This is a genomic window from Aeromonas sp. R10-1, from assembly GCF_040908465.1.
Lineage (GTDB): Bacteria > Pseudomonadota > Gammaproteobacteria > Enterobacterales > Aeromonadaceae > Aeromonas > Aeromonas caviae.
Genome location: NZ_JBFODT010000022.1, coordinates 129,718 through 156,027, shown reverse-complemented (window position 1 = coordinate 156,027; position 26,310 = coordinate 129,718). Strand labels below are relative to the sequence as shown.

Below are 26,310 nucleotides of genomic sequence, written 5' to 3'. Positions count from 1 at the left end.
GTCATCGACGGGCCGCCCCTCTGTCATTTATCCCTTCGACTTGAAATTTGCCGCCTCGATGCCGTGCCGATTCAATAGCTTGTAGAAGTCGGTGCGGTTTCTCCCCGCCATGTTGGCCGCCAGGGTCACGTTCCCCTCCGTGGTGCGCAGCAGCCGGATCAGATACTCCTTCTCGAACTCGGCCCGCGCCTCGTTGAACGAGGGAATGCCGCCACCGCCGCCACTCAGGGCCGACTCCACCATGGCCGCGCCTATCACCGGGCTGCAGCAGAGGCTCGCGAGCTGTTCCACCACCCCGCAGAGCTGGCGCACGTTGCCTGGCCAGGCCGCGGCGGCCAGCAGGGCCAGCGCCTCCGGCGAGAAGCCGAGGGCGGCGCAATCGGGGTGACGGTTGCGGTAATCGTCCAGCGCCTGACGGGCCAGCAGGGGGATGTCCTCGCTGCGGGCGCTCAGAGGCGGCAGGGTGATGTTGGCCACGTTTAGGCGGTAGAAGAGATCCTCGCGAAAACGCCCCTCTTCCATGGCGGTCACCAGATCCTGATGGCTGGAGCTGATGACCCGCACCTCGGGGGTACCCTGACCATACTCCGCCAGCACCTGGAGCAACTTGGCCTGGAGTGACTCCGACAGATCCCCTATCTCGTCGAGGAAGAGGGTGCCGCCTTTGGCCTCGGCAAACAGGCCGGACTGGCCATCCTCGCCAAACAGCTGCAAGTCCAGCGCGGGCCAGGGCAGAGCCGCACAGTTGATGGTATGCAGCGGCTTGTCGCGGCGGTGGCTGGCCTGGTGCAGCGCCTGGGTCATCACCCCCTTGCCGACGCCGGAGGGACCCAGGATCAGCACGGGCACGTCCATGGTGGCGATGCTGCTCGCCTGGATCAGCAATTGCTCCATCTGCGGGTTACGGGTCTGGATGAGGGACTGCCACTCCTGCTGCTGCTTCGGACGGGTCAGGCTGAGAGCATGCTCTATGGTGACCAGCAGCTCGTCCTTGTCGATGGGCTTGGTGAGGAAGCTGAACACCCCGGAGCGGGTCGCCTGGATGGCGTCGGGAATGGTGCCGTGGGCGGTCATGATGATCACCGGCATGCCGAGCCACTGGGACTGGATCCGCTCGAACAGCGCCAGCCCGTCCATGCCCCCCATGCGCAGATCGCTCAGCACCAGGTCGGCCCGTTGCTGGCGCAGCCTGTCCAGCGCTCCTTCGGCGCTGTCGGCAGTATCTACCTCGTAACCCTGGCTGCGCAGGCGCATGCTCATCAGCTTGAGCAGGCTGGCATCATCGTCCACCAGCAGAATACGGCTCATCCTCTCACCCCCTCTTGGCGAAAAACGCGGTCATTGCGGCGCGGTCCGGAGCTGTCATGGCTGACCTCCCCCATTGAGCTTACGCTGGTTGAGCTGCTCGTCGATGGCGGAGAGCTGCTCTATCTGCTGGCGCAGACGCTTCACCTCCTGACTCTGATCGTCGCGGCGGCCGTCTCGCACCAGCAGCTCCTCCCCGAGGGCGATCCAGCTGCGCAGGAAGGCCTGGGCATCGAGACCGAGCTCCGGCAACAGAGCTTTCAGCTGATCCAGCCCGGCCCGGCGGCTGGCCACCGATTCGGACGGGTGGGTGTTGACCATGGCCAGGCTGACCCGGCTCTCGAGGTCGGTGGCGCCGGCCAGTCGCTGGCGCTCCTGCATCCGCTGCTGGGGATGGCTGGCCAGCAGCCAGTCCGAGTATTGCAGGCGCACCTGCATCTCCTTGTTGGCAAACTCCATCCGCCTGGCGATCGCCTCCTGGGAAGGCTCGGTGAGGCTGGTAGAAGGCAGCAGGGAACAGCCAGCGAGCAGGCCCATCATCAATACGGGAATCACAAATCGTTTCATCTTGAATGTCACTTCAGATCCTGGTGGGGAACAGGCACCTGCCCGCTCCTCTCAATATTCGGTGTCAAGGCGCCACCCGCACCTGCGGGGTCGCCGCCACGCCCGTCAGCTCGGGCGCACGTTCAAATCCAGCCGGAAACAGACATCCGCCTGGGCATCCTCGATCAGCCTGAGCTCGCCGCCCAGACTCATGGCAGACTCACGGGCAATGGAGAGGCCCATGCCGGAGCCTTTCAGCAATCCCTGGCGCACTATGCTGCCCTGCTCAAAGGGCTCGAAGATGCGCTCCCGTTCGTCTGGCGGGATGACAGGCCCTTCGTTGGCCACCTCCAGCCAGCCGCCGCCCGCTCCCGCCCCGGCGCGGATCCAGATCTGTCCGCCCCTGGCGCCATAGCTGACCGCGTTGGAAAAGAGATTGTCGAGGATGAGTCGCAGGCGGTAGGGCTCTGCCCGCAGGCTGATGGGCTCGGGCGGCAAGTGTACACTGATTTGCTTGGATTCCAGCGCGAGCCGGTACTCTTCGGACAAGTCTGACAACAAGGGCGCCAGGGGCACCTCGGACAGGGTGAACACCTCCTGCTGGCTGAGGCGATTGAAGTCGAGCAGCCGCTCGATCAGGGTCTGCAGACGGCGGCTGTTCTCCTCCAGCATCTGGCAGATCTCCTGCTGATCCCCGTTGAGGGGCCCCACCAGCTGCTCCGAGAGCAGATCAGCCCCCTCCCGCAGCACGGCAAGGGGGGTTTTCAGCTCGTGGGATACGTGGCGCAGGAACTGGTATTTCTGCTGTTCCAGCTCCTTGAGCTTGTCGTGCAGCCAGCTGATCCGCTCCCCCAGCAGCACCAGTTCGGCCGGGCCATCCACCGGGCGCTGATCCGGCTCGACGCCTGCGCCCAGACTCAGGATCCGCGACTCAATCTGACGTACCGGGTGGATGATGAGGTAGGTAAAGAGCAACACCAGCAGCAGGCTGAGCCCGACCACGAAGCCGCTGACCCACCAGATCTGCTGTTTCAGCTCCACGATGGCGCCCCGCATGCGGGTCACGTGATCATCCACCTGGCTGCGGGTGACCACTTCCAGTTGCTGGTTCAGTTCGTTGAAGTCGGTGAAACGGGGGCTGGTCGCCTCCTGCCTGGCCTTGCGCAGATCCTGCAGGCCATCGAGCCAGACCAGCGTCGCCTCGAGATCTCCGTAGACCTCGGCATCCGGAATGGAGTCCTGATGGGTCGCGAGCAGTTCCCGGTAGCGCACCAGCTGCTGCCGATAGCTGGCCAGGATGCGGTCATCACCCAGGACCGCATAGCGGCGCAGGGTGCGCTCCAGATCGATGGCCTGAGTGGAGAGCAGCGTCGCCCGGCGAGTGTCCCGCACCGCACGTTCCATCTCGTCGCTGGTGAGCTGGCCCAGGTGGGAGAGAGCCTGACTGTCGTGCCAGATCATGCCCCCCAGGGGCATCAGCACCAGCACGAAGCCCATCAGTACTACCTGGAGCAGGGAGCGGGGCCGAACCTTGGTCATCTTCTGCGGTCTCGATTCGTCATGGGGGAGCCAGCATATCCGCACTGCCCCAAAAAGCAAAACCGGCCATAAAGCCGGTTTGGTTGCTCACCGAGGCCGGATTCACGCCAGGCCGACGGACGCCACACAGATGACAATGATCATGGCAAGGGCCCCTGACGCGGCCAACAGTGCCCATTTCATTTCTACGCTCATGCAAACCTCCTTTCTGCCAATCAGCGTTGGATCACAACAGATAACGACATGTTAATTCATAGTGAATCCCATAACCGTGAGCTGCGTATATATTTCAGACGAGCCCAACCCAAGGAATGGAAAGCATGTTTTACCTCTGTAGCATTGGATCCAATCTCGACCCCGCCCTGCACGTCAGTCAGGTCGTCGCCGAATTGCTGGCCCGCTTTGGTCGCCTTCACCTGAGTTCCGTCATCCAGACCAAGCCCGTGGGCATGCATTCGCGCCACGACTTCCTCAACTGCCTGTTCGTCGTCCAGAGCGACCTCTCTCCCGTCCAGCTCAAGGCCGAGTTTGTCACCATGGAGCTGGCCCATGGTCGGGATCGCAACAACCCCCTGTGCAAGGTGGCGGACAGGCCACTGGACATCGACATACTGGCCTGCGGCGAACGGGATGACTTCGCCGAGGCCGGGGTGGATGCCTACCTGGGGGATCTGCTGGCGGAGATGTATCAGGGCGGCAGTGTGGACTCCGGCAAGGTGACCCTCGGCCTGCCGGGCAGCAAGGTGTTTGCGAAGCAGCGCATCGGCCAGGCCCCCATCCATCTCTGCCAGCAAGACGAGGCCCTGCTTCCCGGCAACGGCCACCCCGGCCCCCCTTCCCGGCACGCCGCCATCCGGCACCCTTGAGCCGTTCACACACATGAGGCGCCCAAAGGCGCCTCATGTCATGGCGGCCCGCCTTGCCCTAGATGACGGCGAGGGCGCGCCCCCCGTCCACCCGGATGCTGGCCCCGGTCATGTAGTCGTTCTTCATCAGCATCTGTACCGCCTGCCAGATGGGCTCCAGACCCCCTTCCCGCGCCAGCGGCGTCTTCGCCAGCACCTGCTGGCGCCAGTCATCCCCGTGCTCGTCGAGAAACAGGATGGGGCCAGGCTCTATGGTGTTGACCCGCACGGCGGGTGCCAGTTCGCGGGCAAAGCTCATGGCCAGGGAATGGGCTCCCGCCTTGGTGGCCACGTAGGCGGCAAACTGGGGCGCCGGGGCATGGATGTAGATATCGGTGATGTGGATGATGCCCCCGTTGGGCTGGCGGGCAAGGGCGGGGGCCAGCGCCCGGTTGAGCTGGAAGGGAGCCGCCATGTGTACCCGGTAGAACTGATCAAACTGGGCCAGCTGCACCGCAGGATCCGCCGCCTGGGGCTCGAAGGCGGAGGCATTGTGGATGATCAGGGCAAGATCCTCATGGGCCGCCAGCGCCGTCACCACGGCGCCCACCTCCTCTTCCCGGGTGAAGTCCGCCTGTACCAGCTCGACGCCCACGTCTCGCAGACGATCCAGCTCGGGCCGTTCGCTGCGATAGCTGCCCGTCACCTGCCAGCCAGCGGCCACCAGCTGTTCGCACAGATAGAATCCCAGGCGACGGCCACAGCCCGTTACCAATGCACGCATACCCTCTCCTTGTGGTTGTCGCCCTCCCCGATCCATGCAGGATCGCACGGAGGGCCCATTCATCGGCCATGACCTATCGATGTCCGAGGCAAAACCCATTGGCCCCCTGTCATGGCCACCGGGCATAGTGGTCCCATCGACCCCCATGGAGCCACCATCATGCTACAAATTCGCGATCATATGCAGCCATTGACCCACTCACTGCACCCCGGCCTCGGTCTGGCCGAGGCGCTGGACAGACTCCATCGGGCAAACCTGGGGGGCCTGCCGGTACTGGATGACCATCAGCACCTCGTCGGATTTCTCTCCGAGCAGGATTGCATTCCCGCCCTGCTCACGGGCAGCTATCACTGCGACACCCGTACTCTGGTCGAAGATCTGATGAGCCGGACCCCGCTGTTCGTCTCTCCTGATGACAACATCGTTGATCTCGCCCGCCAGATGGCCGGGGCCAGACCCAAGGTCTATCCGGTAATGGAGGGAGGCAAGGTGACGGGCATCATCAGCCGTCGTCAGGTGATGCAGGCCCTCAACACCCAAATGAAACAGTGTCAGGCAACCTGAGACAGGCCACCTCGCACACGTTTCATGCCGGCCACCCTCCCGCCCACAGCCGGCGAGTGGCTGGTCCATCCCGCCCGACTCTGCCACGGGGCGGCCTGTCGAGGCAGCGCCGCCCTCCTCCCACCGGCACCGTTCGTTTGTCCCCTCCCCATTTCAGGGTTTGCCATCCGTGGTCGTCTCTAGTTAGATAGGTGCCGGTCACAGTCCCTGCCGGATGCGACCCCGTCCCGAGTGCTCAGGAGATGTAACGTGCGACGCTTGCTCGTATTCTGCTTGCTGCTGCCCTGCTGGCTGTCAGCCAGGGAGCTGGTCATTGGTGGCATCCTGGAGCCTCCTCTCAAGTGGCTGGATGCACAGGGACACCCTCGCGGGCTGGATGTGGATCTCGTCACCGCCATCTTCGGCACGCTCCATACCCCCATCAGGATTGAGCTCATCGATTCGGGGGCCAGGCTCACCCGCAATGCCGAAAGCGGCTTCTATGATCTGCTGCTGACCCACTCCTACAAACCGGAGCGGGAGGCCTATCTGCTCTACCCCAAACAGGCCCATATGCTCCATAGCTGGCACTTCTTCATACGCAAGGAGTCCGCGGGCCGGATCCATTATGACCATCTGACGGATCTCAAACCCTGGCGTATCGGTGTCACCCGGGATTTCTCCTATACCCCCGAGCTCGCAGCGGCCATGACAGACCCGAGCTATCACTTCCAGGAGATCCCCATCAACCAGCTGCAACTGCGCAAACTCATCGCCGGTCGCATCGACGTGGTGCCCATGTCCCTGGTCACCGCCTTCACCCAGATAAGAGAGGAGGGACTGGAAGGCAAGCTCGACTACCTGCCAAAACCCCTCAAAACCAGTCCCTACTTCAATGTCTGGACCCGTTCCCGGGCCGATGCCGACACCCCGGCCCTGATGGCCGCCTATGATGCCGAACTGCTGCACATGAAGCGGGACGGCCGGCTCAAAGCCCTCTACGACAAATACGGCATCCCCTATATCGAACCCTGATCCACCGTTCAGGGTGTCATCACCCGCAGGGTCGAATTCTGCTGCGCGAACAGGGTCTCGCACGGGAGAGGGATCTCTACGCCCCCCTCAGACCACCCGACTCAGGGCTTCACATCCCGCAGGATCGGGTTTTGCAGCGAAATCAGCGTCTCGGTGGACTGGATCTCGTCGATGGTCTGGATCTTGTGGATCAGTACCGTCTGCAACTCGTCGATGGAGCGGGTCATCACCTTCATGAAGATGCTGTAGTGGCCCGTGGTGTAGTAGGCCTCCACCACCTCGTCCAGCGCCTGCAGTTTGGCCAGGGCCGACGGGTAATCCTTGGCGCTCTTGAGGTTGATCCCGATGAAGCAGCAGACGTCGTAGCCCAGCTTCTTGGGGTTCACCTGCACCCGCGTTCCCTCGATGATGCCCGCCTGCTTCATCTTCTCTACCCGCACGTGGATGGTGCCCGGGCTCACCAGCAGTTGTTTGGCCAGCTCGGCGTAAGGCAGGCGCGCATTCTCCATCAGGGCGGTGAGGATAGCCTGATCGAGATTATCGATCCGATAATTTTCTGACACTTTTTTGCGCTCCTTTTAATGATTCATCATTAATTGATGGCTTATTTTGAAGAAAAAAACACACAAAGCCTATTTCAATTATCGAATATTGAATTTAGTTGGCATTCTGTTGAAGAATCACCGCATTCAACGGATTCACGACAGGTAATTCAGCATGAAACAGCACTACATCCGCAGCCAACAGCAGATCAGCTTCGTCAAAGAGATGTTCTCCCGCCAACTCGCACTGCAACTCGGCCTGATGGAGGTACAAGCCCCCATTCTGAGCCGGGTCGGTGACGGCACCCAGGACAACCTCTCCGGCTGCGAGCATGCAGTGCAGGTCAAGGTGAAAACCCTGCCGGAGCACAGCTATGAGGTGGTCCACTCCCTGGCCAAGTGGAAGCGCCAGACCCTGGGTCGCTTCGGTTTCGGCCCGGGTGAAGGCATCTACACCCACATGAAGGCACTGCGTCCGGACGAGGATCGTCTCAGCCCCATTCACTCCGTCTACGTCGACCAGTGGGACTGGGAGAAGGTGATGCCGGGCGAGCGCCGGGATCTGGCCTATCTGCAGGAGACGGTGCGCGGCATCTGGGCCGCCATCAAGGCCACCGAGCGCGCGGTCTGTGCCGAGCATGAGCTGACCCCCTTTCTGCCGGCGGATATCCAGTTCCTGCACAGTGAAGAGCTGCTGACCCGCTACCCGGACCTCGATGCCAAGGGACGCGAGCGCGCCATCGCCAAAGAGCTGGGTGCGGTCTTCCTCATCGGTATCGGTGGCGCCCTCTCCCACGGCGAACGCCACGACGTCCGTGCCCCGGACTACGACGACTGGAGCAGCGAGAGCGAGCTGGGGCTGGCGGGTCTGAATGGTGACATTCTGGTGTGGAACCCGGTACTGCAGGACAGCTTCGAGATCTCCTCCATGGGGATCCGGGTCGACGCCGAGGCGCTGCGCCGCCAGCTCGCCATCACCGGGGACGAGGATCGCCTGCAGTACGACTGGCACCAGGATCTGCTGGCTGCACGGATGCCGCAGACCATCGGCGGCGGCATCGGCCAATCCCGTCTGGCCATGCTGCTGCTGCAAAAAGAGCACATCGGTCAGGTCCAGGTCGGCGTCTGGCCATCTGAAATGAAGGCTGCCATCCCAGACATGCTGTAACGAATTGATTTGATTGCATCTGTCCTCCTATCGCGGCAACACGGCGCGGGACAGACGCGATAGCGAAGCTGGTCAGCCGGGGTGGAGAGCGTATCCCGACTGACTGTAAGGCGGGCATGGTCGCTGACTGTGCCTGCCGACCCTGGGGCTTGCCCCTGCGATCCGCTCAACCCACGTCAGATCGCATCGAATACATTCCTCCCGGCAATCTTCGGATTGCCGTTTTTTTATGCAGGAAATCGGTACTCGAAACCGGCCCCGATCTGGCGCTGCCGCGGCAGCACCGCCTTCCGTTTGCCGGTGCAATGACAGGCAAACAGCTTCTCTACCGCCTCCTCCTGCAGATAAGTGCCGAGCGCCACCGCCCGCTGCGGGCCGGAAAACTTCAGATGCTGGCCGCCGATGACGGCGTGTATCCGCTCGTCGCCACACACCTCCTTGGCCCGCTCGAGGATGTTCTCGACCCCGGCGTGACCGCAGCCGATAAAGACGATAAGCCCCTGCTCACTCTTGGAGGCCTGCGCCGAGTCGCCACTGATAAGGTCTTTCTCCACCCGCTCGCCGCGCAGGAAGAGATCAGCTCCAGTTACGACAAACTCAGCGCCTCTCAGGCCATATAGAATACATTCCTCTCGGCAATCCTTAATTTTCTGATTTTTTATTTTGGCTCTTTTTGAATCTTTATTTTTCATTTAAAATGCACACTCTAATTTGTAATTTTCGGAGTTTTTCGTATGGCTAGATATGTGTTTCCAGACGTAAATGATCGTTCCCCAAATAATCCGATGGAAATTGTAGAGAAAGATCGTGTTCTCGGGCTTTACAATCAAGAGCATGGAGAAGATGCTCTTTATGTTACTGAAACAGTTAAAGAATGGTTTAAAGCGAAGGCTGGTGAGCAAGACTGGAGCAACGCGAGCTTTGCTGGTAATCAAGCAATTTTGACTGCGAACGTTAAAGTCGAAAAATAATGGTTATCTAAAATAGATGTAATAGAAGTAGCGCCATCATCTGATGGCGCTACTTCTTACTGACTCATGGTGAGACCATGACTATCGCACTCCAACAGCAACGACAGTCCCTTTTCAGGCAGGCAGCCGGGTAGATGAACATCATCATCCACCAAAACGGAAAACGTCAGCATCTCAATCACCCTGAAAACAAAACGCAGGCACGAGGCCTGCGTTTTTCATCGACAATCCCATTACTGGGTCATGGTGAGGCCGTTGCTGTCGGCCCCCAGCCGCAGTGTCTTGCCCGGGATGACCCGACCGCTGAGCAGGGCCTGGGCCAGCGGGTTCTCCACCTTCTGCTGGATCGCCCGCTTGAGGGGGCGCGCCCCGTAGACGGGATCGAACCCGGCATGAACCAGCTTGGTCAGCAGCTCCTCGCTCACCTCCACCTCGAAGCCCTGGGACTCCAGACGGCTCATCAGGCTCTTGAGCTGGATGCGGGCGATGGACTTGATGTGCTCCTCACCGAGGGGGTGGAACACCACGGTCTCGTCGATCCGGTTGATGAACTCCGGCCGGAAGCTGCGGGTCAGCACCTCCATCAGCATGGCCTTCATCTCGTCGTAATCCTTCTCGGAGTGGTGCTCCTGGATGAGATCAGACCCGAGGTTGGAGGTCATGATGACGACCGTGTTGCGGAAGTCCACGGTACGCCCCTGACCGTCGGTCAGGCGGCCATCGTCTAGCACCTGCAACAGGATGTTGAAGACATCGGGATGCGCCTTCTCCACCTCGTCCAGCAGGATCACCGAGTAGGGGCGACGACGCACCGCCTCGGTCAGATAACCGCCTTCTTCATAACCCACGTATCCCGGAGGCGCCCCCACCAGACGGGCCACGCTGTGTTTCTCCATGAACTCGGACATGTCGATCCGCACCATGGCGTCCTGGGTATCGAACAGGAACTCCGCCAGCGCCTTGCACAGCTCGGTCTTGCCCACCCCGGTGGGGCCGAGGAAGAGGAAGGAGCCGATGGGGCGGTTCGGGTCGGACAGCCCGGCACGAGAGCGGCGAATGGCGTTGGAGACGGCGTCCACCGCCTCTTCCTGGCCGATCACCCGGCTGTGCAGCTGATCCTCCATCCGCAGCAGCTTCTCCCGTTCTCCTTCCAGCATGCGGGCCACCGGAATGCCGGTCCAGCGGGCCAGGACGTCGGCGATCTCCACGTCGGTGACCCGGTTGCGCAGCAGGCTGGTCTCCTGCATCTCGGCCTGGGTGGCGAGATCCAGCTGTTTCTCCAGCTCCGGGATGCGGCCGTACTGCAGCTCGGACATGCGGCCCAAGTCCCCTGCGCGGCGCGCCACCTCGAGATCCTGACGGGCCTGCTCCAGCGCAGCCTTGATGTGCTGGGTCCCGGCGAGGGCAGCCTTCTCGGCCTTCCACACCTCTTCCAGCTCGTTGTATTCCCGTTCTTTTTCCGTCAACTCCTGATTGAGCAGATCGAGGCGCTTGCGGCTGGCGTCATCGTCCTCCTTCATCAGCGCCTGCTGCTCCAGCTTGAGCTGGATGATGCGCCGCTCGAGCCGGTCCAGGGATTCCGGCTTGGAGTCGATCTGGAGCCGGATGCTGGCCGCCGCCTCGTCGATGAGGTCGATGGCCTTGTCAGGCAGCTGGCGATCCGCGATGTAGCGGTGGGAGAGCTGGGCCGCCGCGACGATGGCGGGGTCGGTGATCTGCACATGGTGGTGCAGCTCGTAGCGCTCCTTCAGGCCACGCAGGATGGCGATGGTGTCCTCCACCGAGGGCTCCTCCACCAGCACCTTCTGGAAACGGCGCTCCAGCGCGGCATCCTTCTCCACGTACTGCCTGTACTCATCGAGGGTGGTGGCCCCGACGCAGTGCAGCTCGCCGCGGGCCAGGGCGGGCTTGAGCATGTTGCCCGCATCCATGGCACCCTCGCCCTTGCCGGCACCGACCATGGTGTGCAGCTCGTCCACGAAGAGGATGACGCTGCCCTCCTCCTTGGCCAGATCGTTCAGGACCGCCTTGAGCCGCTCCTCGAACTCGCCGCGATACTTGGCACCGGCCACCAGGGCCCCCATGTCGAGCGACAGCACCCGCTTGTTCTTGAGCCCTTCCGGCACTTCGCCATTGATGATGCGCTGGGCCAGCCCCTCGACGATGGCGGTCTTGCCGACGCCGGGGGCACCGATCAGGACCGGGTTGTTCTTGGTGCGGCGTTGCAGCACCTGGATGGTGCGGCGAATTTCGTCATCCCGGCCGATCACCGGGTCGAGCTTGCCGAGTTCGGCCCGCTCGGTGAGATCGATGGTGTACTTCTCCAGCGCCTGGCGATTCTCCTCGGCGTTGGCATCCTCCACCTTCTTGCCGCCACGGACCTTGTCGATGGCTGCCTCGAGTTTTTCCTTGGTCAGCCCCTGGGCACGCAGCAGCTCGCCCAGCGTCCCCTTCTCGTCCAGGGCCGCCAGCACGAACAGCTCGGACGAGATGAACTGATCCTTGCGCTGCTGGGCCAGCTTGTCGCAGACGTTGAGCAGTCGGCCGAGGCCGTTGGAGAGCTGTACGTCCCCTTCCACCCCGCTGACGCGGGGCAGGCGATCCAGCTCCTCGCCGAGGCGCGAGCGCAGGGTATTGATGTCGAGCCCGGTCAGGGTGAGCAGCGGACGAATGGATCCGCCGTCCTGATTGAGCAAGGCGCTCATCAGATGGACGGGTTCGATGAATTGGTGGTCACGACCCAGTGCAAGAGACTGGGCATCGGAAATGGCAATCTGGAATTTGCTGGTCAGGCGATCGAGGCGCATTGCACTCCCCCTTCAAGACAGACGCCGCATGCGCGGCAACAACATCGCTTTCTGACAAGGAACATGTGGTCTTGAAGGGCAATTTCAAGGGGTGGCTGTTTATTTTTTCCTCAATAGCAATGACCGAGGGAAAACGACCTCGCAATGGCAGCCTGTACCCTGAGCCTGCTCGGCAGCAAGACATGGCCGCCAAAGGGCCATCACCAGGGAGTGAAGAGGCGCTTGCGGCCACTCGCGAGCGCCTCTTCGGCTATTTTTCCAGCCACACAAGGGAGGCCATGCGACCCGTCTGCCCGTCGCGGCGATAGGAGTAGAAGCGCTCGCTGTCGCTGAAGGTGCAGTATTCGCCGCCATAGATGGCGGTGACGCCGGCGCGGGCGAGGCGCAGTCGGGCCAGCTGATAGATATCCGCCAGCCATTTCCCTTCGTTGAGGGATGGCACGAATGCAGTCGCCGCTTCCGCCTGCTCCGCCATGAAGGCATCGCGCACCTCGCCACCCACTTCGAACGCGGCGGGACCGATGGCCGGGCCCAGCCAGGCCAGGATCTCGCCAGGCTCGCAGCCCATGGCGGCGATGCTTGCCTCCAATACGCCCCCCTGCAGTCCGCGCCAGCCGGCATGGGCCGCCGCCACTACGGTGCCTGCCCGATCGCAGAACAGCACCGGCAGGCAGTCGGCAGTCATCACGATGCAGGCCTGCCCCGCCTCACGGGCACAGGCGGCATCGGCATCCGGTACGCGCTCATAACGGTCGCTCACCGGATGGACGGCGATGCCATGTACCTGGTTGAGCCAGTTGAGAGTGCCGGGGATCCCCGCCACCTGCTGCAGTCGGGCGCGGTTGGCCTCGACCCTGGCCTGTGCATCGCCCACATGGGCCCCGAGGTTCAGGCCGGCAAAGACCCCTTCGCTGATGCCGCCGTCCCGAGTGGTCGAGAGAGCCCTGACATTGCCCGGTGCGGGCCAGTCGGGTGCGATCCAGTTCATCTGTGGCTCCTTTCGTTCATATGAAAACGGGGCCCCTTGGCTGCAACCAGTCAAGGGGCCCCGCATCAGATCATGGAGGGCAGGTTACGGCAGGAATCGTCGCAAGGCCGCCCCCGGGATCAGTTCCAGACCAGATCGTCCGGATTGGCCAGGGTATCCGCCCGCAGCACTTCCATCAGCGCCACCATGTCCTGCGGCGTGGGGGAGTGCCACTCCATCACTTCACCCGTGATGGGGTGCGCCAGCTTCAGCATGGTGGCGTGCAGCGCCTGACGGTGGAAACCGCGCAGGGCCTCGGTCAGTTCGGGGGTGGCGTTGCGCAGCAGACGCAGACGACCGCCGTAGGCGGGATCCCCCACCAGCGGATGCTTGATGTGGGCCATGTGGACACGGATCTGGTGGGTACGGCCGGTCTCCAGCCGCAACCGCAGACGGGTGTGACCACGGAACTTCTCGTGCACCCGGTAGTGGGTGACGGACTCGCGCCCGTTGGGCACCACTGCCATGTGGGTACGCTGGGTCGGGTGACGACCGATGGGGGCATCGACGGTGCCGCCGGCGGTCATGTGACCGATGGCAATCGCCTCGTACTCACGGGTGATCTGGCGTGCCTGAAGGGCTTCCACCAGGTGGGTCTGGGCGGGAATGGTCTTGGCCACCACCATCAACCCCGTGGTGTCTTTGTCCAGACGGTGCACGATACCGGCGCGGGGGACCTCGGCGATGCCGGGGTAGCGGTGCAGCAGGGCGTTGAGCACGGTGCCGTCCGGCGTACCGGCGCCCGGATGAACCACCAGACCGGCCGGCTTGTCGATCACCAGGATGTGTTCATCTTCATAAACGATGTTCAGCTCGATGTTCTGGGCATCCCAGCGGGTGTCGTCTGCCAGTTCCACATTCACATGTACCTGCTGCCCGGCCACCACTTTCTCGCGCGGGGTATTGGCAACCTGACCGTCCAGGGTCACTCTGTCCTGTAAAATCCACTCCTTGATGCGGGTCCGGGAGTAGTCGGGAAACAATTCGGCCAGGGCCTGGTCGAGTCGTTGCCCGAATTGGTGATCCTGAAATTCGCCTGTCAGTTCAATATGCTGGCTCATGTATGGTCTCTTGAGCGGGGGTATCAATTCGAAATAATCCGGGTATTCTAGCTTTTCTTTTAGCCAAGCATAACGGATACTTTGCCAATTTCGTGGAAATGGACCGGATGTTGTTGATGGGAAAGAAGTCTCACCTGCTGATGTCGCTCGCCTTGGTCGCTACCCTGATCACTGGCTGTTCCAGCACCAAACCCAAGGTTCCCGACGAACCGCCGGAAGTTCTGTACCAGAAAGCCCGCATCAAACTGGATACCGGCAACTACCTCAATGCCATCGAACTGCTGGAAGCGCTGGACTCTCGTTACCCGTTCGGTGCCTACTCAAACCAGGTTCAGCTCGATCTCATCTATGCCTACTACAAGCAGGATGATACCGCCCAGGCGATCGCCAATATCGACCGTTTTATCCGCCTGAACCCGGCGCACAAGAACATCGATTACGTCTTCTATATGCGCGGCCTGACCAACATGGCGGCGGATTACAACTTCTTCCAGGATTTCCTCGGCATCAATCGGGATGACAAGGACCCCTCCTACGCCCGTCAGGCCTTCCAGGACTTCAAGACCCTGCTGCAGAACTACCCCAACAGCAGCTATGCAGCCGATGCCCGTGCCCGCATGATCGGCCTGAAGAACCGTCTTGCCCGCTATGACCTGGGGGTAGCCGAGTACTACGTCAAGCGTGACGCCCTGATCGCCGCCGCCAACCGCGCCAAGCTGATCGTCGAGACCTATCCCGACACGGTGGAAACCGAGAAGGCGCTGGAGATCATGGTCAACGCCTATGACACCCTGAAGATGCCGACCCTGGCCCAGCATGCCCGAGAAGTGCTTGCCAAGAACTACCCGGACAACCGTCTCGGTCGCGGCTGAGTAGCGAACGGACAATGAAAAACCGGAGCCACTGGCTCCGGTTTTTTTATGGCCGACGGCGGCACTCCGGGGTCACTGGCGCTTACCCTGCTGCTTGGCCCGCATGATGTTGATGATCTCGATGTCGGTATCCAGCATCCCCTCCCTGGAGAGGCGACCCAGGTTGGCGATGGTCTGGTCCACATCGTCCGAGACGATCCCCTCGCTCTGGGGCACGCGCAGGTTGTTGATGGCCATCAGCGAGGATTTCACCGCCGCCGAGGTGGAGGTGGAGACCTTCATGGAGCAGGCGCTGCCGGCGCCGTCGCAGATGATGCCGGAAACATCCCCAATCATGTTGTTGATGCAGTGGCTGATCTGCTCGAACTGGCCCCCCAGCAGCCAGGTGATGGCGGCCCCCGATCCCATGGCGGCGGTACTGGCGGCACACAGGGCGGAGAGCTTGTTCTGGTAGGCCTTGATGTAGATGGCCACCAGGTGGCTCATCACCAGGGCACGGGCCAGCTGCTCGTCATCGGCCTTGAGGAAGCGGGCGGCGGCGACCACCGGCATGGTGGCGGCAATGCCCTGGTTGCCGGAACCGGAGTTGGACATGGCGGGCAGCATGGCGCCATCCATCCGCGCATCGGAGGCGGCAGACGACAGGCGCATGGCCAGGGTCATCAGGTCGTCGGAGAGCAGCTTGCGCTCCACCTGATCGGTGAGGATCTTGCCGATGCGCAGGCCATAGCCCTGCAGCCCTTCGTCCGCCAGCGCCTGGTTCATGGTGGCCGCCTCGCGGATGAAGTCGATCTCGGCCAGCGGCACCTCCAGGGCGAAGGCCACGATCTCCTTCAGGGTCATGGCGGGCTTGCCGGCCTTGGCTGGCTGGATCTGCACCCCGGGGGCGCTGTCCTGCACCATCAGCACCTCGCCATCCTTCTCCATCAGCACGATGCGGGTGTGGTCGGTACAGATCACCACCCGGGCGCTGTGCCCCTCCACTTCGGCCAGCACCTCGGCGTAGAGCACGTCGGGCACATCCTTCACATCCACCTCTATGGTGGGCAGCAGCCCCTTGGCCGCCTCGACCTGATCCGGCGTGAGGCTCTTGAGCACCTCCAGCCCGGCATCCGGGTTGCCACCGGTGATGCCGACGGCGGCGGCCACCGGCAGGCCGATCATGCCGGTGCCGGGCACCCCGACCCCCATGCCGTTCTTGAACAGATTGCCGCTGACCCAGACGCGGGTGCGAGTCGGTACCTGCCCCAGCAGCTTGCGGCAGTTGGCCGCCGCCAGGGCGACCGACATGGGCTCGGTGCAGCCGAGGGCCGGCACCACTTCACGCTTGAGCAGGGTAATAAAGTCGGTCCATTGTGCATTCATTGCGATGTGTCTCATGTTCATGGCGCCCGCGTGCGGGCTCGTCATTGTTGTTCGGCCAGTTCCGCCTTGTGATTGCGGATATGCAGGTAAACGGTATGGCGGGAGATGCCGAGCAGTTCGGCCACCAGTTGGGCGGCATCCTTGATCTCGAAGATGCCCATGTCGTAGAGCCGGTGCACGATCGCCTTGTTGCGCACGCTGCTGCCCAGCCCGGGATCCCTGTCCACCTTGGCGATCACCTGCGCCACCAGATCATCCACCGAGCTGGCGAAGGTCTCGGTGCCGTGGGCAGGGGGCACTGCGGGCGGGGCAAAGGTGTCGAGCAGGCTGCCAAGGGGCGTGTCCAGGCTGAAATTCACGCACAGCATGCCGATGGGTTTGCCCTCGCGGTTGCTGATGGTGATGGACGAAGACTTCAGCAGGGTGCCCTCCCGGGTGCGGGAGAAATAGCTGCTCCACTGGCTGCCGGCGGCACTGTGCAACTTGTCGAGCGCAAAATCGGTGACCGGCGCTCCCTCCTGGCGGCCGGTGATGTGGCCGTTGGCAATCTTGATGACGGAGGCGTGCAGACTGTCAAAGGCGTGCAGCACCACCTCGCAGCCCGGGCCAAACAGGGCGGACAGCGCCGCCACCGCAGGCTCGAAGCTGGCGATCAGATGGCGCTCTTCATCGGTCAGTGTGCTGGCGTCGCGCAAGGGAGCTACCTCGGTCATGGGGTCATCCGGTCAACGTTGGGTAAGGATATTCAAAGCGGACTCAAATAAAATTGAGCAAATCCGCTTTTTGCGCGGGCATTATGCCCGACTGGTGAGACAACACCACAAAATGTGAGCAAAATCACGACTGAAATGACAAAAAGGCCCCATGAGAGGCCTTCAAGGTGGTTTTTTGGTGCTTTTGCTCAACTTTAATTGAGCCAGGGCTCGTCAGTCAGTCCGGACAGGCAGGCACCACCGCCTGTCTGTTCCCTGCCACGGTCATCCACTCTGGTCATAAAAAAAGGGGGCCGAAGCCCCCTTTTTGTCTCATCCGGTCAACGCTTACAGCGCCTTCAGGATGGCCTCGACGCTGGCCTTGGCATCGCCAAACAGCATCTGGGTGTTCTCCTTGAAGAACAGCGGGTTCTGGACACCGGCGTAGCCAGTGTTCATGGAGCGCTTGAAGCCGATGACGTTCTGCGCCTTCCACACTTCCAGCACCGGCATGCCGGCGATGGGGCTGCCCGGATCTTCCATGGCGGCCGGGTTGACGGTGTCGTTGGCACCGATCACCAGCACCACGTCGGTGTCGGCGAAGTCATCATTGATCTCGTCCATTTCCAGCACGATGTCATAGGGGACTTTCGCTTCCGCCAGCAGCACGTTCATGTGACCAGGCAGACGACCGGCCACCGGGTGGATGCCGAAGCGCACCTTGACGCCGCGATCACGCAGCTTCTGGGTGATCTCGGCCACCGGGTACTGGGCCTGCGCCACCGCCATGCCGTAGCCTGGGGTGATGATGACGGAGCTGGCGTTCTTCAGCATGTCGGCCACGTCTTCGGCGTTGGTCTCGCGGTATTCGCCCAGCTCCTGCTCGGCGGTGGAGGCCACGCCGTCGGAGCCAAAGCCTCCTGCGATCACGGAGATGAAGGAGCGGTTCATCGCCTTGCACATGATGTAGGAGAGGATGGCACCGGAGGAACCCACCAGGGCACCGGTGACGATCAGCAGGTCATTGGAGAGCATGAAGCCCGCCGCCGCCGCCGCCCAACCGGAGTAGGAGTTCAGCATGGAGACCACCACCGGCATGTCCGCGCCACCGATGGAGGCGACCAGGTGCCAGCCGAAGGCGAAGGCGATCAGGGTCATCACCAGCAGGGCGAAGGTGGAGCCACCGGCGTTGACGAAGTGGATCATCAGCGCGATGGAGACCACCACGGCCAGCAGGTTCAGCTTGTGGCGGTGCGGCAGCATCAGCGGCTTGGAAGAGATGAGGCCGCGCAGCTTGCCGAACGCCACCACGGAACCGGTGAAGGTCACGGCACCGATGAAGACGCCCAGGAACACTTCCACCAGGTGGATGTTCAGCATGGCGCCGGAGAGGTGCTCGACCTGGGCGACGCTTGCCGCCTGCTCGAACGCCGCCCGGGCGGCTGCCAGGGTCGCATCCAGGTTGGAACCGACGGAGACCACCACTTCAGCGGGGGCGGAGGGGTGCAGATCGATGAAGCTGTTGAAGCCCACCAGCACCGCTGCCATGCCCACGAAGCTGTGCAGCACGGCCACCAGCTCGGGCATCTCGGTCATCTCGACCTTGAGGGCCAGACGCACGCCGATGGCGCCACCGATGGCCATGGCCAGGATGATCCAGTGGACGCCACTGGTTTCCGGGTTGAAGACGGTGGCGAGCAGGGCGATGGCCATCCCCGCGATACCGAACAGGTTGCCATGCTTGGCCGTTTCTTGCTTCGACAGTCCCGCGAGACTGAGGATGAAGAGCACGGCGGCAACGATATAGGATGCTGTTACCAGTCCTTGAGACACGTTAAACCCCCTTAATCCTTACGGAACATCTTCAGCATGCGCTGAGTGACGGTGAAGCCACCGAAGATGTTGATACTGGCAATCAGCACGGCGACAAAGGCCAGCACGGTGACCAGGGTCGACCCTTGTCCAATCTGCAACAGCGCACCGACCACGATGATGCCGGAGATGGCATTGGTGACCGACATCAGCGGCGTGTGCAGGGCGTGAGAGACGTTCCACACCACGTAGTAACCGACCACGCAGGCCAGGATGAAGACGGTGAAGTGGGAGAGGAAGGCGGCAGGCGCCACGGCAGCCACCCAACCGAAGGCGGCGATGCCGAGGGCACCGAACACGAACTTCTTGTTGGAGGGCTTGGCCTCTTCCTTCTTGGCGGCCGGTTTGGCGGCAGCCGGTTTCTGCGGGGCGGCAGAGACGGAGATGGCGGGGGGCGGGAAGGTCACTTCACCGGCCTGGACCACCGTCATGTTGCGCTGCACCACGTCTTCGAAGTCGATGGCGACGTTGCCGTCCTTCTCCTTGCACATCAGCTTCATCAGGTTCACCAGGTTGGTGCCGTAGAGCTGGGAGGATTGGGCAGGCAGGCGGCCCGGCAGATCGGTGTAACCGATCACCTTGACGCCGTTGTCGGTGACATGCAGTTCACCCGGTACCGTGTATTCGCAGTTGCCGCCGGCCTGGGCCGCCATGTCCACGATGACGGAGCCCGGCTTCATGCTGTCCACCATTTCCTTGGTGATGAGCTTGGGTGCCGGCTTGCCCGGGATCAGGGCGGTAGTGATGATGATGTCCACTTCCTTGGCCTGCTGGGCGAACAGCTCCATCTCGGCCTTGATGAACTCTTCGCTCATCACCTTGGCGTAGCCGTCGCTGGAAGCGCCATCTTCGCCGCCGAAGTCCAGCTTGAGGAATTCCCCACCCATGGACTCGATCTGCTCGGCCACTTCCAGACGGGTATCGAAGGCACGCACGATGGCACCGAGGGAACCGGCGGTCCCGATGGCGGCCAGACCGGCCACACCGGCACCGATGACCAGCACCTTGGCGGGCGGTACTTTACCGGCGGCGGTGATCTGGCCGGTGAAGAAGCGACCGAACTGGTGCGCGGCTTCCACGACGGCGCGATAGCCACCGATGTTGGCCATGGAAGAGAGGGCGTCGAGGGACTGGGCACGGGAGATCCGCGGCACCATGTCCATCGCCATCACATTGATGTTGCGCTCGGAAAGCTTCTTGACCAGCTCGGGGTTCTGGGCGGGCCAGATGAAGCTCACCAGGGTGGCACCATCCTTAATTTGTGCGATTTCGGCCTCGGTCGGCGCGTTGACCTTGAAGACAAGGTCGGCTTGCCAGACGTTCGGTACCACGCTGGCACCGGCAGCCTCGAAGGCGGCATCATCGAAGCTGGCTCGCAGGCCGGCACCGGCCTCGATGGCAACCTCGAAGCCGAGCTTTTTCAGCTGCTCGACAGTGGCCGGGGTCGCTGCGACCCGGGTCTCACCGGCGAGACTCTCTCTCGGTATTCCAATCTGCATGACTATTCCCTGATGGTTAATAAACAATCATCGCCAAGTCTCTCATGTCTGAGGGGACAAGGCATGATCAAAGTGCAGGTCACGGGCCCTTTGTTATGAAAATCAGCAGGCTTCACCTCGACCTCCTGTCACGGTCAGGCCCCCGCTTTTCAGGCGCGAGGGTGATTAGTATCAAATTTTGGAGTTTTATTACAACCACGGCCCCGGGCGGGCGGGTACAGAATTCAGCCCATCCCGGACCGTGATTAAAAAAAACAAACCAAATTAGGGGCTTATACCAGCAAAAAGCGCTAAAAAAAGTGATCCAACCAGTCAAAAAAAATGTTTAACCCGGCCTCTACCTTAGCGTTTTTTGTTCTTACGAAATCTGCCGTTGGCTCATCTGATGAGATGAAAAGGGAAAAAGTAACCATTTTGCAACGATCAGGGGGCCGCGTCCCCGCCTGCTGGCGGGTTCGGGCCCCCTGGTGCAACCGGGCCTTGGGCCCGGTTCAGGCGTGCTCTGCTTACCAGGCAGCCTCATAAATATGCCGGCTCTGGGCCAGGTCGATGTCGCCGTGCTCACCCAGAGCGGTCATGCCGTGCTCTTCGAGCTTGGCCAGCAGGGCGTCGATCCGGGCGTCGGCCACGTAATCCCGCAGCCGGGTCTTGATCCCCATCCGCTCGAAGAAGTCGCGGGTGGCGGCGATGGCACCGTCGATACGCGCCTCGTCACTGCCGCTGCGCAGATCCCAGACCCGCTCGGCGTATTGCAGCAGCTTGGCGCGCTTCTGCTCGCGCTTGGCCTGCAGCAAGGCGGGCAGCACCACCGCCAGGGTCTGGGCGTGGTCCAGACCGTGCAGGGCGGTGATCTCGTGGCCCAGCATGTGGGTGGCCCAGTCCTGGGGCACACCGGCTCCGATCAGGCCGTTCAGTGCCAGGGTGGCGCTCCACATGATGTTGGCACGCACGTCGTAGTTTTCCGGCTCCACCAGCGCCTTGGGCCCCTCTTCCGCCAGGGTCAGCAGCAGCCCTTCTGCAAAGCGATCCTGCACCTTGGCATCCACCGGGTAGGTGAGGTACTGCTCCAGGGTGTGGATGAAGGCATCCACCACCCCATTGGCCACCTGACGGGCGGGCAGGGTGTAGGTGAGCACGGGGTCGAGCACGGCGAAGCGCGGCATCACGAAGGGCGAGAAGAAGTGCTGCTTGTCCCCAGTGCTCTTGCGGGTGATGACGGCGCCCATGTTCATCTCGGAACCGGTGGCCGGCAGGGTCAGCACGCTGCCCAGGGGAATGGCGGAGGCCACCTCGCCCCCGACGGTCTCGAGGATGTGCCAGGGATCCCTGGCCGGATCGTAGTGAGCGGCCGCGGCGATGAACTTGGAGCCGTCCAGCACGGAGCCGCCACCCACCGCCAGCAGGAAGTCGACCTTCTCGGCGCGGGCCAGTTCGACGGCGCCCATCAGGGTCTCGTAGGTGGGGTTGGGCTCGATGCCGCCAAATTCAAACAGGGTCAGGCCGGCCAGCTCGCTGCGGATCTGGTCCAGCAGGCCGCTGCGCACCACGCTGCCACCGCCGAAAGTGACGAGGATGCGGGCGTCGCTGGGGATCTGGCCGCGCAGCTGGGCCACCTGGCCCTTGCCGAACAGCACCTTGGTGGGGGTGTGCAGGATGAAGTTGTTCATGGGATCTCCCGGGGTGGTCGTAGTCGGTAAGGTATGGGTTGCATTTTTCTCTTATAACCCCCTACCATCAAGGGGGCTTTCTGCCGATTTCTTGCCTATTTCTACTGAGCCTGGATAAATGAGTACAAATCAGCCCATCGCGGTGACCCACCAGTCCGCCCTCGCCAGCCGACTCGCCGCCCTGGCACCCCACCCGGGGATCACCGCCGCCCCCGTGCCCGGCGTGCACCTCATCTACACCACGGAGCATCACGACCGCATCCCGGTGCTCTACCGCCCGCGCATGATCATCATCCTGCAGGGGCACAAGGTGGGCTATCTCTCGGACTTCACCTTCCGCTACGACCCCGAGCATTACCTGATGATGACCCTGCCGCTGCCCTGCGAGTGCGAGTGCTTCGCCTCCCCCGAATCCCCCCTGGTGGGGCTCTCGGTGGAGATCGACGTGGCGGCGCTGCAGGCCCTGCTGCTGGAGATGGGGGACGCGGCCCCCGCCCCGGCGGAACCGGGTCGCGGCGTCGTCTCCGTGCCCCTCTCCGAGACCATGCTCTGCGCGGTGGAGCGCCTCATCGACGTGATGGACAAGCCGCTCCACGCCCGGGTGCTGGGGCCCCAGATCGTGCGCGAGATCCTGTTCCACGCCCTGCACGAAGGGGGGGCCCCCGCCCTGCTGGCCATGGCCAGCCGTCACAGCCAGGTGAGCCAGATAGCCCGGGTGCTGCGTATCATGGAGCAGCGCTTTACCGAGAACCTGACGGTGGAGGAGCTGGCCCGGGAGGCAAACATGAGCGTCTCGGCCTTCCACCACCACTTCAAGGCGGCCACCGCCACCTCGCCCCTGCAGTACATCAAGACCCTGCGCCTGCACCGGGCGCGGCTGATGATGCTGCACGACGGCCTCAAGGCCGGGGTGGCGGCGGACAAGGTAGGCTACGAGAGCGGCTCCCAGTTCAGTCGCGAATACAAACGCTTCTTTGGCAACACCCCGAGCGAACACGCGGCACGCTTCCGCTCGGGACAACTGCGTATCGTGGAGGGATGACATGCGCACACTGATCCTGCTCGTTCTGACCCTGCTGGCCACCGCCTGCACCGGCATTCCACCGGGGCACCAGGTGGTCAAGCCCTTCCAGCTCGACCGCTACCTGGGCACCTGGTACGAAATCGCCCGCCTCGATCACGGTTTCGAGCGCGGCCTGAACCGGGTCACCGCCACCTACAGCCTGCGGGATGACGGCGGTGTCAGGGTGATCAACCGGGGGCAGGACGAACAGGGGGAATGGCGCGAGGCCGAGGGGCGCGCCTACTTCGTGGGCGACAGCGACGAGGGGCGCCTCAAGGTGAGCTTCTTCGGCCCCTTCTACGGCAGCTACAACGTGCTGGCGACGGACTATGACCTCTCCCTGGTGAGCAGTTACAACCTCCAGTACCTCTGGATCCTCTCCCGCACGCCCCATCCCCCCAAAGAGAAGGTAGAGGCCCTGGTCGAGCGGGCCCGGGGGCTCGGCTTTGCCACCGACCGGCTGATCTGGGTCAGCCAGGATCCGGCGGGGAACGCCCCATGAGGATCTTCCTGGCCACCCCCGGGGACATTCCCCGGGTTACCCCCCTGTTCGTGCAATACCGGGCGTTCTACCAGCTGCCTGCCCGGCCCGAGGCCGCCGAAGCCTTCCTGCTGGAGCGCTGCACCGCCGGGGAGTCGGTGCTCTTCGTGGCCCAGAGCGAGGAGGGAGAGGTGCTGGGATTTGCCCACCTCTATCCCCTGTTCTGCTCCCTCGCCCTGAAGCCCGTCTGGCTGCTGTACGATCTGTTCGTGGCACCGGCGGCCCGCCAACAGGGGGTGGCCCAGGCGCTGCTGGCGCGGGCCGATCGCCACGGCCAGGAGACGGGCGCCGCCTTCCTGATGCTGAGCACCGCCACCGACAACCGGCAGGCTCAGGCCCTCTACGAAGGGCACGGCTACCAGCGGGACAACGAGTTCTACAGCTACATCAAGCCTCTCTGAGCCTCTGCCTGCGCCCGTTGCAGGGCCAGGACCCGATATTATTCAGCAGGTGCATGGCGAAATAATATCCATACACAGGATGAATAAAGGCGACCCCGGGGTCGCCTTTGTCACATCCGGGTCGCAGCCTAGAGCCGGAAGCGCCCGATCTCCTGCTCCAGCCGCTCGGTGAGAGACTTGAGCTGGGCCGCCTGGGCGGCCTCTTCGCCGGCCTGGGCCGCCAGCGCCTGGGAGACGTGGCGGATATTCTCGGTGTTGCGGCTGATCTCGCCGGTCACCGAGGTCTGCTCCTCGGCCGCCGCCGCGATCTGGGTCGCCATGTCGCTGATGGCGCCGATGGCCTCGTTGATCCTGCCCAGGCTGAGATTCGCCGCTTCGGCGTCCTCCACGCTGGTGCCCGCCAGCTGGCGGCTGGTCTCCATGCCGCCCACCGCCTTGCGGGTGGTCTGCTGCAGCGCCTCGATCATCTGCTGGATCTCGGCGGTGGAGTCGTGGGTGCGGCGCGACAGCACCCGCACCTCGTCCGCTACCACGGCAAAGCCGCGCCCCTGCTCCCCGGCCCGGGCCGCCTCGATGGCGGCGTTCAGAGCCAGCAGGTTGGTCTGCTCGGCGATGCCGCTGATGGTGGCCAGAATGCCGCTGATCTGCTGGGCGTGTCCATCCAGCTCGTGGATGGTCTGGCTGGCGTCGGAGACCTCCCCCGCCAGCCCCGTGATGCTGCGCTGGCTCTGGCCGACCTGGGACTGGCCGGCCACCGCGAGGCGCACCGCATCGCCGGCGGTGTTGGCGGCAAACTCGGCGTTGCCGGCGATTTCCTGGGTGGCGGAGGCCATCTCGGTCACCGCGGTCGCCACCATGACGATCTCGTCCTGCTGCTGGCGCACCCGCTGGCTGCGGGCCTCGGCCCCCACCGCCTGGGTGCGGGACTGGGCCGCCAGCTCGACGGTGACGTCCCGCAACCGGCTGACAATGCCGTGCAGCCTGGCCACGAACTGGTTGAAGTTCTGGGCCAGCTGCCCCACCTCATCCTGGCTGCGGGTGGCGATCTGCACCGTGAGATCCCCCTCCCCGTGGGCGATGTCGGCAAGCGCCCTGGAGACCCGTCCCAGATCCGCGAACAGGTAGTTGAACATGGCGATGAGCAGGGCACCGAACACCAGCAGCAGTACCAGGGTCAGCCCCACCAGTTGCCACAGCAGGGAGGCGAGCGGCGCCTCCAGCACCTCCTTGTACATCACCATGGCGAGCAGCCAGTCGGTGCCGGGCACTCCCTGCACCGAGAGCAGCACCTCGCGCCCGTTCAGGTTGGCGCCGTGCAGTTCGCCGTCGCGGCTCCACGCATCCAGCGCCGCCCCGGTGAGACCGGGATCCAGCTCCGCCACCTGCTTGAGCGCCAGCTCCTTGTTCGGGTGGCCGACGATGAGGCCGGTGCGGTCGAGCAGCATGGCGTAGCCCTCTCCCTGCACCTTCATGGCCAGCACCTCGTCGATGAGGGCGTCGAGGGAGAGATCCGCCCCGGCCACCCCGATCACCCGGCCCTGGTGGCTCACCGGCTCGGCCAGGGTCACCACCATCTGCTGCATGGTCACGCTGACATAGGGCGGCGTGACGATGAGCTTGCCCGCCTTGTCGGCGTTCTGGTACCAGGGGCGGGCCCTGGGGTCATAGTTGGCGGTGTTGAGGGCGGGATCGTGGCGGGTCATCTCCCCCTGCGCCGAACCAAAATAGGTGAGGCCGAAACCGCCGGAGGTGCGGGTCTGCAACAGGTGGGGCACCAGGGCCGTGTCGGGGTCGCGCGCAATGACAGCGGCCAGGGCGTCGACCGCGTGCTTGCGATCCTCAAGCCAGTTGCCGATGGCCACCGAGTGGGCGTGGCCGTAGTTGACCGCCTCGCTCTGGATGGCGTCAAGGGTGCGGGATTTGAGGGTGTGGAAGGCGACAATACCGAGCAGGGCTGCCATCAGCAGCACTACCCCCAGGCTGGCCGCGAGCAGCTTGCCGCGCAACGAGAGAGTCATGACAACGAATCCTTGTGGTAGCCGGGGGCCGGGAATACCCCCATCTTGGTAGTTCTATCGGCACAATGATGAACGGTCTTTAGTGAATCCTTATATTTTTTCATCTATCAACAACAGAACGCACTACCAGCAACAGACTGTTCACTA

24 protein-coding genes and 2 pseudogenes are annotated in these 26,310 nt (G+C 63.0%); 9 read left to right on the top strand and 17 right to left on the bottom strand.

The annotated features are described in order from the left end of the window. Window positions 1-27 precede the first annotated feature (27 nt). From AB5Y93_RS10400 to AB5Y93_RS10385, 4 genes are all read right to left on the bottom strand, one after another. Complete coding sequence (locus AB5Y93_RS10400) at window positions 28-1,308, bottom strand: sigma 54-interacting transcriptional regulator (protein ID WP_041211929.1); 1,281 nt, start codon at window positions 1,306-1,308, stop codon at window positions 28-30. A 54-nt stretch (window positions 1,309-1,362) separates the two neighbouring features. Further along, a complete protein-coding gene (locus tag AB5Y93_RS10395; RefSeq protein WP_368229285.1) occupies window positions 1,363-1,872 on the bottom strand; it encodes a hypothetical protein in 510 nt (169 codons plus the stop codon). 105 nt (window positions 1,873-1,977) lie between these two features. Next, entirely contained in the window at window positions 1,978-3,390 is a 1,413-nt protein-coding gene (locus AB5Y93_RS10390; protein ID WP_045522797.1) for a sensor histidine kinase KdpD, read from the bottom strand. Between the two features lie 102 nt (window positions 3,391-3,492). After that, window positions 3,493-3,573, bottom strand: coding sequence for a YnhF family membrane protein (locus tag AB5Y93_RS10385; RefSeq protein ID WP_223302605.1), 81 nt, complete (start codon window positions 3,571-3,573; stop codon window positions 3,493-3,495). Window positions 3,574-3,710: 137 nt separating this feature from the next. On the opposite strand from AB5Y93_RS10385, the gene folK reads away from it, so the two are divergent. Next, complete coding sequence (gene folK, locus AB5Y93_RS10380) at window positions 3,711-4,256, top strand: 2-amino-4-hydroxy-6-hydroxymethyldihydropteridine diphosphokinase (protein ID WP_042864786.1); 546 nt, start codon at window positions 3,711-3,713, stop codon at window positions 4,254-4,256. Window positions 4,257-4,314: 58 nt separating this feature from the next. Here the strand turns inward: folK and AB5Y93_RS10375 are convergent, their stop codons facing one another. Further along, window positions 4,315-5,019 (bottom strand): SDR family oxidoreductase, encoded by a 705-nt coding sequence (locus tag AB5Y93_RS10375; protein ID WP_039039618.1) that lies wholly within the window; start codon window positions 5,017-5,019, stop codon window positions 4,315-4,317. 159 nt (window positions 5,020-5,178) lie between these two features. Between AB5Y93_RS10375 and AB5Y93_RS10370 the strand changes: the two genes are divergently transcribed. Beyond that, window positions 5,179-5,583, top strand: coding sequence for a CBS domain-containing protein (locus tag AB5Y93_RS10370; protein ID WP_029314862.1), 405 nt, complete (start codon window positions 5,179-5,181; stop codon window positions 5,581-5,583). 249 nt (window positions 5,584-5,832) lie between these two features. Then, window positions 5,833-6,597, top strand: coding sequence for an ABC transporter substrate-binding protein (locus AB5Y93_RS10365; RefSeq protein ID WP_039039620.1), 765 nt, complete (start codon window positions 5,833-5,835; stop codon window positions 6,595-6,597). A gap of 101 nt (window positions 6,598-6,698) precedes the next feature. Here AB5Y93_RS10365 and asnC read toward each other — a convergent pair whose 3' ends face one another. Next, window positions 6,699-7,160 (bottom strand): transcriptional regulator AsnC, encoded by a 462-nt coding sequence (gene asnC / locus AB5Y93_RS10360; protein WP_010675986.1) that lies wholly within the window; start codon window positions 7,158-7,160, stop codon window positions 6,699-6,701. A gap of 154 nt (window positions 7,161-7,314) precedes the next feature. Between asnC and asnA the strand changes: the two genes are divergently transcribed. After that, complete coding sequence (gene asnA, locus AB5Y93_RS10355; protein ID WP_316287083.1) at window positions 7,315-8,307, top strand: aspartate--ammonia ligase; 993 nt, start codon at window positions 7,315-7,317, stop codon at window positions 8,305-8,307. 227 nt (window positions 8,308-8,534) lie between these two features. Here asnA and AB5Y93_RS10350 read toward each other — a convergent pair. Further along, window positions 8,535-8,864, bottom strand: a pseudogene (locus AB5Y93_RS10350) (MBL fold metallo-hydrolase); the annotation flags it as partial. A gap of 177 nt (window positions 8,865-9,041) precedes the next feature. On the opposite strand from AB5Y93_RS10350, the gene AB5Y93_RS10345 reads away from it, so the two are divergent. Continuing rightward, a complete protein-coding gene (locus AB5Y93_RS10345; RefSeq protein ID WP_368229284.1) occupies window positions 9,042-9,278 on the top strand; it encodes a hypothetical protein in 237 nt (78 codons plus the stop codon). 83 nt (window positions 9,279-9,361) lie between these two features. Here AB5Y93_RS10345 and AB5Y93_RS10340 read toward each other — a convergent pair. The 4 genes and pseudogenes from AB5Y93_RS10340 to rluD all read right to left on the bottom strand — a co-directional run. After that, a pseudogene (locus AB5Y93_RS10340) lies at window positions 9,362-9,451 on the bottom strand (MBL fold metallo-hydrolase); the annotation flags it as partial. A 60-nt stretch (window positions 9,452-9,511) separates the two neighbouring features. Continuing rightward, complete coding sequence (gene clpB / locus AB5Y93_RS10335; RefSeq protein WP_039039623.1) at window positions 9,512-12,085, bottom strand: ATP-dependent chaperone ClpB; 2,574 nt, start codon at window positions 12,083-12,085, stop codon at window positions 9,512-9,514. 250 nt (window positions 12,086-12,335) lie between these two features. Beyond that, window positions 12,336-13,073 (bottom strand): peptidoglycan editing factor PgeF, encoded by a 738-nt coding sequence (pgeF, locus tag AB5Y93_RS10330; RefSeq protein ID WP_368229283.1) that lies wholly within the window; start codon window positions 13,071-13,073, stop codon window positions 12,336-12,338. A 119-nt stretch (window positions 13,074-13,192) separates the two neighbouring features. After that, on the bottom strand, window positions 13,193-14,173 hold the full coding sequence (gene rluD / locus AB5Y93_RS10325; RefSeq protein ID WP_010675991.1) for a 23S rRNA pseudouridine(1911/1915/1917) synthase RluD: 981 nt from the start codon (window positions 14,171-14,173) through the stop codon (window positions 13,193-13,195). Between the two features lie 116 nt (window positions 14,174-14,289). Between rluD and AB5Y93_RS10320 the strand changes: the two genes are divergently transcribed. Beyond that, window positions 14,290-15,045, top strand: a complete 756-nt coding sequence (locus AB5Y93_RS10320) for an outer membrane protein assembly factor BamD (protein WP_039039695.1) — start codon at window positions 14,290-14,292, stop codon at window positions 15,043-15,045. Between the two features lie 72 nt (window positions 15,046-15,117). Here AB5Y93_RS10320 and AB5Y93_RS10315 read toward each other — a convergent pair whose 3' ends face one another. The 5 genes from AB5Y93_RS10315 to yqhD all read right to left on the bottom strand — a co-directional run bounded on the left by AB5Y93_RS10315 (window position 15,118) and on the right by yqhD (window position 22,140). After that, entirely contained in the window at window positions 15,118-16,425 is a 1,308-nt protein-coding gene (locus AB5Y93_RS10315) for a serine dehydratase subunit alpha family protein (protein ID WP_191967275.1), read from the bottom strand. A 26-nt stretch (window positions 16,426-16,451) separates the two neighbouring features. Next, the gene (locus AB5Y93_RS10310) at window positions 16,452-17,123 is read right to left on the bottom strand and encodes a transcriptional regulator (protein ID WP_039039625.1); all 672 of its coding nucleotides are present in this window, start codon (window positions 17,121-17,123) and stop codon (window positions 16,452-16,454) included. A gap of 327 nt (window positions 17,124-17,450) precedes the next feature. Next, window positions 17,451-18,935, bottom strand: a complete 1,485-nt coding sequence (pntB, locus tag AB5Y93_RS10305; protein WP_010675995.1) for a Re/Si-specific NAD(P)(+) transhydrogenase subunit beta — start codon at window positions 18,933-18,935, stop codon at window positions 17,451-17,453. A gap of 11 nt (window positions 18,936-18,946) precedes the next feature. Beyond that, on the bottom strand, window positions 18,947-20,473 hold the full coding sequence (locus AB5Y93_RS10300; RefSeq protein ID WP_010675996.1) for a Re/Si-specific NAD(P)(+) transhydrogenase subunit alpha: 1,527 nt from the start codon (window positions 20,471-20,473) through the stop codon (window positions 18,947-18,949). Between the two features lie 506 nt (window positions 20,474-20,979). Beyond that, a complete protein-coding gene (gene yqhD, locus AB5Y93_RS10295; RefSeq protein WP_368229282.1) occupies window positions 20,980-22,140 on the bottom strand; it encodes an alcohol dehydrogenase in 1,161 nt (386 codons plus the stop codon). A 118-nt stretch (window positions 22,141-22,258) separates the two neighbouring features. On the opposite strand from yqhD, the gene AB5Y93_RS10290 reads away from it, so the two are divergent. The 3 genes from AB5Y93_RS10290 to AB5Y93_RS10280 are packed head-to-tail and all read left to right on the top strand — an operon-like array spanning window position 22,259 to window position 24,145. After that, entirely contained in the window at window positions 22,259-23,182 is a 924-nt protein-coding gene (locus AB5Y93_RS10290) for an AraC family transcriptional regulator (RefSeq protein WP_128342173.1), read from the top strand. 1 nt (window position 23,183) lies between these two features. Continuing rightward, window positions 23,184-23,705: a lipocalin family protein gene (locus AB5Y93_RS10285; protein WP_010675999.1), complete on the top strand. Its 522-nt coding sequence runs from the start codon at window positions 23,184-23,186 to the stop codon at window positions 23,703-23,705. Beyond that, window positions 23,702-24,145: an N-acetyltransferase family protein gene (locus AB5Y93_RS10280; RefSeq protein WP_368229281.1), complete on the top strand. Its 444-nt coding sequence runs from the start codon at window positions 23,702-23,704 to the stop codon at window positions 24,143-24,145. The genes AB5Y93_RS10285 and AB5Y93_RS10280 overlap by 4 nt, the downstream gene beginning before the upstream one ends. 128 nt (window positions 24,146-24,273) lie before the next feature. Here the strand turns inward: AB5Y93_RS10280 and AB5Y93_RS10275 are convergent, their stop codons facing one another. Beyond that, window positions 24,274-26,163: a methyl-accepting chemotaxis protein gene (locus AB5Y93_RS10275; protein WP_201901993.1), complete on the bottom strand. Its 1,890-nt coding sequence runs from the start codon at window positions 26,161-26,163 to the stop codon at window positions 24,274-24,276. Window positions 26,164-26,310: the final 147 nt, after the last annotated feature.